At 63.9% G+C, this 5,941-nt stretch carries 5 protein-coding genes; all 5 read right to left on the bottom strand.

From position 1 onward, the window contains the following. Window positions 1-716: biotin carboxylase N-terminal domain-containing protein (locus ACFDTG_RS15835; protein WP_375291917.1), on the bottom strand; the 716-nt coding region annotated here is incomplete at its 3' end. Between the two features lie 488 nt (window positions 717-1,204). Then, window positions 1,205-2,269, bottom strand: a complete 1,065-nt coding sequence (locus ACFDTG_RS15830; RefSeq protein ID WP_375291919.1) for a phytoene/squalene synthase family protein — start codon at window positions 2,267-2,269, stop codon at window positions 1,205-1,207. A 48-nt stretch (window positions 2,270-2,317) separates the two neighbouring features. Next, window positions 2,318-2,899 (bottom strand): TIGR00730 family Rossman fold protein, encoded by a 582-nt coding sequence (locus tag ACFDTG_RS15825; RefSeq protein ID WP_375291918.1) that lies wholly within the window; start codon window positions 2,897-2,899, stop codon window positions 2,318-2,320. An 8-nt stretch (window positions 2,900-2,907) separates the two neighbouring features. After that, window positions 2,908-4,449 (bottom strand): phytoene desaturase, encoded by a 1,542-nt coding sequence (locus tag ACFDTG_RS15820; RefSeq protein WP_375291916.1) that lies wholly within the window; start codon window positions 4,447-4,449, stop codon window positions 2,908-2,910. Further along, window positions 4,446-5,636, bottom strand: a complete 1,191-nt coding sequence (gene crtY / locus ACFDTG_RS15815; protein WP_375291915.1) for a lycopene beta-cyclase CrtY — start codon at window positions 5,634-5,636, stop codon at window positions 4,446-4,448. The genes ACFDTG_RS15820 and crtY overlap by 4 nt, the downstream gene beginning before the upstream one ends. Window positions 5,637-5,941: the final 305 nt, after the last annotated feature.

Genomic DNA, 5,941 nt, shown 5'->3' with positions numbered 1-5,941 from the left:
ATCACCTTCTGGTGGCGGCGCTGGAGCGAGCAATCGCGTTCGAACAGGTGGACGACGTTGCCATGACTGTCGCCGAACACCTGCACCTCGATATGGCGGGGCGAGGTGATCCATTTTTCTAGAATCACGTCGTCGTTGCCGAAGCTGGCTTTGGCCTCGCGCCGGCAGCTCTGGAGCATCGCCTCGAAGTCGCCAGGTGCATCGACCTTGCGCATCCCCTTGCCGCCGCCGCCTGCGACCGCCTTGATCAGCACGGGATAGCCGATCGCGTCGGCTTCCTGCTTCAGCCGCTCAGGAGACTGGTCCTCGCCGTCGTAGCCCGGCGTCACGGGTACGCCAGCCTCGCGGATCAGCTTCTTGGCGGCGTCCTTCAGCCCCATCGCGCGGATCGAGGCGGGCGGCGCGCCGACCCAGATCAGGCCTGCATCCTGGACCGCCTCTGCAAACTCGGCGTTTTCGGACAGGAAGCCGTAACCCGGATGGATCGCCTCCGCACCGGTCTGCTTGGCCGCAGCGATGATCTTCTCGCCCACCAGATAGCTTTCGGCCGCGGGCGAGGGGCCGATATGCACCGCTTCGTCCGCTTGCCGCACATGCAGCGCCTTGGCGTCGGCATCCGAATAGACCGCCACGGTCGCGATCCCCATTTCGCGTGCGGTGCGGATGATGCGGCAGGCGATCTCGCCCCGGTTGGCGATCAGAAGCTTCTCAATCATGAGGGTGTGGCTACCCATTTTCATGCTTCAAGGCGAGAGTGGCTTTCCGCCAGCCACCCACCTTCCAGCACTGATGGGTGCGCCCACGCCACATTACGGGCGAAAGCGCGAGCGGAGATGCAACGTTCTCGCCGGAAACCCGGCAAGAATCGGCTCGCTTTCCTACGGCGCAGTCGCTCCGCTAGCCTTGCGGACATGACAGCAATCTGCGCCCCCTCCCGCCATGCCGTTGCGGCATACTTCGCCCTGCGCAGCGAAGGTGACAGTTCGCGGGCGCAAGGCGACGGTTCGAAGCGGCAAGGTTACGCCGCTAGGGCACAAGGCGACAGTCATCGCTCGCAAGGTGACGCGAGTGCGCGCAAGGAGACAAAATTGTCCCCTGGACCGTGGTCCAGGCGGTCCATGTCTATTGGAAAAATGGCTACGGCAGGCGCCGGGCAATGAGGCGAATCGGCACTGGATCAGCCCGATGGCGTTTAGGATCGCATCTAGTCGTAACGGTCGCTGGGCTCTTCTTCGGGCAGCGGCTCCATCGGCGGATCGGGAATGGGGCCGCGCATCCGCACGTCGATCAGGATATCGCCGCGGTTCCATTCCGGCGGCGTTTCCACCGGGTCGGGTTTGTTGCGGAGCGCCTCCCACCAGGCCGCCGCCACATGGCGCAGTTTTTCGAAGCCGGGGATCGTGGTCCGGCTGTCCCAGGCATGGATACCGCGCGCCACCACCTTGTGCCCGATCGCGCCATAGATCCGCGCCGCCGCCAGGACGGCCCAGCGGCTGCGGAACGGGAGCTTCGCCGCGCCAAGCCGCGCCATGGCAAGGTGCTGGTCCATGCGGTCGATCAGCCTCTTCGCCAGCTCGGCCAGTTCCTGCCGATGGTGAGGCTTCAGCAGCTGGCCCGGCTCTATATCCTGTTCGACCATCCATTCGACGGGGAGGTAGCACCGGTCCGCAGCGTCATCTTCCTTGAGATCGCGCGCGATGTTGGCAAGCTGGAAGGCGAAGCCCAGATCGCAGGCCCGGTCCAGCGTGTCGCTGTCGTCCTTGGACACGCCCATCACGATCGCCATCATCACCCCGACCGCACCCGCGACATGATAGCAATAGCGGGCAAGATCCGCCTCGGTCCGGGGCCGCCATCCGTCGGCATCCAGTTCGAAACCCTGAATGACATCATCGGTCATATCCGGCGTTATTCCGACCTCGCGGGCGAGCAGACCGATAGCGTCGAACGCGGGATCGGCCGTCGGCAAGCCCTCGAAGGCACGCTCCGTCAGAAGGCGGATCGAGCGGATACGCCGGTCTGCCCCTTCCTCCGGGCCGAGCGCGCCGCCAAGTTCCTGATCGTCCGCCAGATCGTCGCAGCGCCGGCACCAGGCATAAAGCAGCCAGCACTGCTCCCTAACTGCCTCGGGAAACAGCCGGCTTGCCGTCGCGAAGCTGCGCGACCCTTCGGCAATCATGTCCTCGGCCTGGTCGACCAGATCGTCGCGATCGCGACCCCCGCCCGCACGCGCAGGCGTGGTGCGCAGGATGCGCGAAGGGGCCAGCATCCGCGGCACGACGCGCGTCGGTCGTCGACGAGGGGGGCTCTGGGCCATCTAGAGGTCGTCCGCGGACATTTCGAAGATGGGACGATGGGGGCGATAGCTTTCCATCGCGTCGAGAAGTCCGCTTAACGTCGGCGCCGCGAGAAGAATGCCCTGGTGTGCCGGTCGAACGAAGCCGACGTCCGCCATGTGGCGGTTGAAGGCGATAAGATGGTCATAGAACCCGAAAGCGTTGAGCAGGCCCACCGGCTTGCGGTGATAGCCGAGCTGAGCCCAACTCATCGCTTCCCACAGCTCGTCCATCGTGCCCACCCCGCCGGGAATGGTGACGAAACCGTCAGACAGCTCGGTGAAGCGCAGCTTGCGCTCATGCATGCCGGAAACGGTATGAAGCTCGGTGCAATCGTGGTTCGCGACCTCCGAATTGGCGAGTGCGTCGGGAATGACCCCGATGACCTCGCCCCCCGCCGAAAGCGCCCCGCTGGCTACCGCACCCATCAGGCCCAGCCGGCCACCACCATAAACCACGCCGATGCCGCGCTGCGCCAGACCGGCACCCACATCGCGGGCCAGTTCCATGTAGCGCGGATCGGACGGTGTTGCCGATCCGCAATAGACCGCGAGCCTGTTCATCTGCGCAGTCACCGCGCCAGATCCTCCAGCATCAGCCCCGCAGTGGCCTTCGCGCTACCGACCACGCCCGGAATGCCGGCTCCGGGATGCGTGCCTGCACCCACGAGGTAGAAGTTCGAAATCACGTCGTCGCGGTTATGTCCGCGGAACCAGGCGCTCTGGGTCAGCACCGGTTCCAGGCTGAAGGCGCTACCCATATGGGCGTTCAGGTCGCTGCTGAAGTCGCGCGGCGTATAATGGAACTTGGTGACGATGCGATCGTGGATGTCGGGGATGAGCCGGCGGCCGACCTCGTCGAGCACGCGGCGCTCCAGTTCCGGCCCCATGCGTTCCCAGTCGATAGCCAGCTTGCCCATGTGCGCGACCGGAACGAGCGCGTAAAACGTGCTCATACCCTCCGGCGCGACGCTGGGATCGGTGACGCTAGGATGGTGAAGATAGATGGAGAAATCCTGCGGCAGCACCCCGTGGTCGTAGATGTCGTCCAGCAGCCCCTTGTAGCGCGGACCGAACAGGATCATGTGATGCGGTATTCCCGGCCAGGTGCCCTCGATACCGAAATGCACCACGAACAGGCTGGGGGAAAATCGCTTCTTGGCCAGCCGCGCGCCATAGGTATCGCCCCGCTTCGAACCCGAAAGCAGGGCCTTGTAGCTATGCACGATATCGGCGTTGCTGGCGATGGCGTCGAACCGCTCGCGCCAGCCGCTTTCCGTTTCGACCTCGCTTGCGACGGTGCCCATGGTGTGAACCTTAGCCACCGGATCGCCCACGCGAATGGTGCCGCCCAGACGCTCGAAATGGGTCACCATGCCCGACACCAGTCGGTTGGTGCCGCCCCGCGCCCACCAAACGCCGCCATCCTTTTCCAGCTTGTGGATCAGGGCATAGATCGCGCTGGTCGTCATCGGATTACCCCCGACCAGCAGGGTATGGAAACTCAGCGCCTCGCGCAGCCTTTCGTCTTCGACGTAATGGCTGACCATCGAGTAGACGCTGCGCCACGCCTGATTTTTCATCAGGGCGGGCGAAGCCTTGATCATGCTGGAGAACTTGAGGAAAGGTACGTGCCCCAGCTTCTCGTAACCCTCGCGGTAGACTTCGGCGGAATAGTCCAGGAAGCGTTGATACCCCGCCACGTCCACCGGGTTCAAACGCGCGATTTCGGCGAAGAGGTGCTCTTCGTCATCGTAATAGTCGAACTGCGTCCCATCGGGCCAGGCCAGCCGATAGAACGGCACCACCGGCATCAGTTCGACGTCCTCGGCGATGTCGTGTCCGGAAAGCGCCCATAATTCCTTCAGGCAGTTGGGATCGGTGATGACCGTAGGTCCCGCATCGAAGGTGAACCCGTCTCGTTCCCAGTAATACGCCCGGCCGCCCGGCTTATCGCGGCCTTCGACGATCGTGACCGCAACCCCGGCGCTTTGCAGCCGGATCGCGAGGGCCAGCCCGCCGAAGCCGGATCCGATGACACAAGCGGTCCGGCCTGGCGCGATCACCTGTGCGCGGGGAGCCTTTTCGAGCGGTTCTGAATTGTACGCGTTCATGTGTGATCTTCTTTAACGAGCGGGGCGCCCTTGCCAAGCAGCGCGGACAAGCCCCGCAGGACGGGGACAGGCGGTTTGCCGGTAAGGAGCCGCAGCTTGTCCAGAGCCAGGCTATCGCCTGCATAGAAACGGGCGATGAGCGGCTCTGGCAAACGGTAGAAACGAGCGAATATGCGCCAGCGTTCCTCCGGTTCGGCGGCAGAGAAAAGCATTTTGCCAAGCTGGCGATAGAAGCGCGTTTTTCTCCAGTGATCGCGGGCCCTGTCCTCGATCAACCGCGCAAGTCCGGGACCGGAAAGCTGCGCATGGCGGGCGATCGCAATCGCGTTCGCCGCGGCAAAGGGAAGGGTGTAACTCGTCAGGGGATGGACGAAGAGCCCGCGCGCGCCAGCAAGGGCCACACCGGGGGTTGAAAACTCGCGCCGATGGGCCTGGGCATCCCCCCCGGTTATCACCGGAAGCACGCCAGCCTCCTCGCTCTCGACAGAGCCCTCCCAGCCGCGCTTGGCACAATATGCGCCAACGCGTCGCCGCAATTCCGGACGATCCAGAGCGGGTTGGTCGGCGTAATAGGTGTCTTCGACGAAGATATCCTGCGGGCCCAGGGGCAGGGAATAGACGAAGCGGTAGGCGCCGAACTGATCGATGTCCGCGTCCATAATATCGGGTACGCTTCGATCGTGCGGCGCCAGGGTGTGAATATGCTGGCCCACAAACAGCTGCCAGCCGCCTCTCAAATGCCTGGAAGGCGTGAAATCGCGGCAGTCGATGACCGTCTTGGCGTTCAACCGGGTTCCGTTTTCGAGCGTGACTCCGGAGGCGTCCAACGCATTCGCTCGCTGCCCGCAGCAAATTGCTTGCTGGGGCAAGCTGCGGCGGAGCACGGCATCGAAATCGGTGCTGGCGAGGGATCGGTAATCTGAGCCAAGATGCCGGGTGAAGCCGCGAAACCGCACATCATATCCACCGTGCCAGCGTTTGTGCGGAAACATATCCAGCAGCGCGGCAGTCTCCGGATCGAGATCGCCCTCGAACCAGCTCCAGCGATGGTTGCCGCCGAAAGAGGGGCCGGCCTCGATCAGACGAACCTCTATCCTTGGTTGCGCCCGTTGGAGAGCGAGCGCGATCAGCCCGCCCGCCAGTCCGCCTCCCACAATCGCTACATCGCAGTCGGCGGTGTCGTGCATGGGAGAAGAGTTGCCGGGCATAGACACCATTGCATTGGCCCCCGGAACCCGGCGGTGCAAGCACCGTTCCCGAGCGGGCACCAAGGGGGATCCTGGGGGCCGGGCTCGGTTATACATTTTAGGATACGCCGGACGTCTATGGATGCGTTTTTGCGGCCCCTCTACGCCGCGGGCGTCTGATCTCGCTTGGCTCTGCGTACAGCCTCCGAAGCCGCCTCATCCGTCGATGAATCGTAGTCTTGCAAGCTCTTGGGGGGGGGGGGGGGGGGCGCAAACAACGCTAACTCAGGCAGAATTGCGGCGAC

The organism is Qipengyuania sp., assembly GCF_042095715.1.
In the GTDB taxonomy this organism is placed as follows: Bacteria; Pseudomonadota; Alphaproteobacteria; order Sphingomonadales; family Sphingomonadaceae; genus Qipengyuania.
The sequence above is the reverse complement of the archived record's forward strand: the minus strand, read 5'-3'. Positions and strand labels throughout refer to the sequence as shown.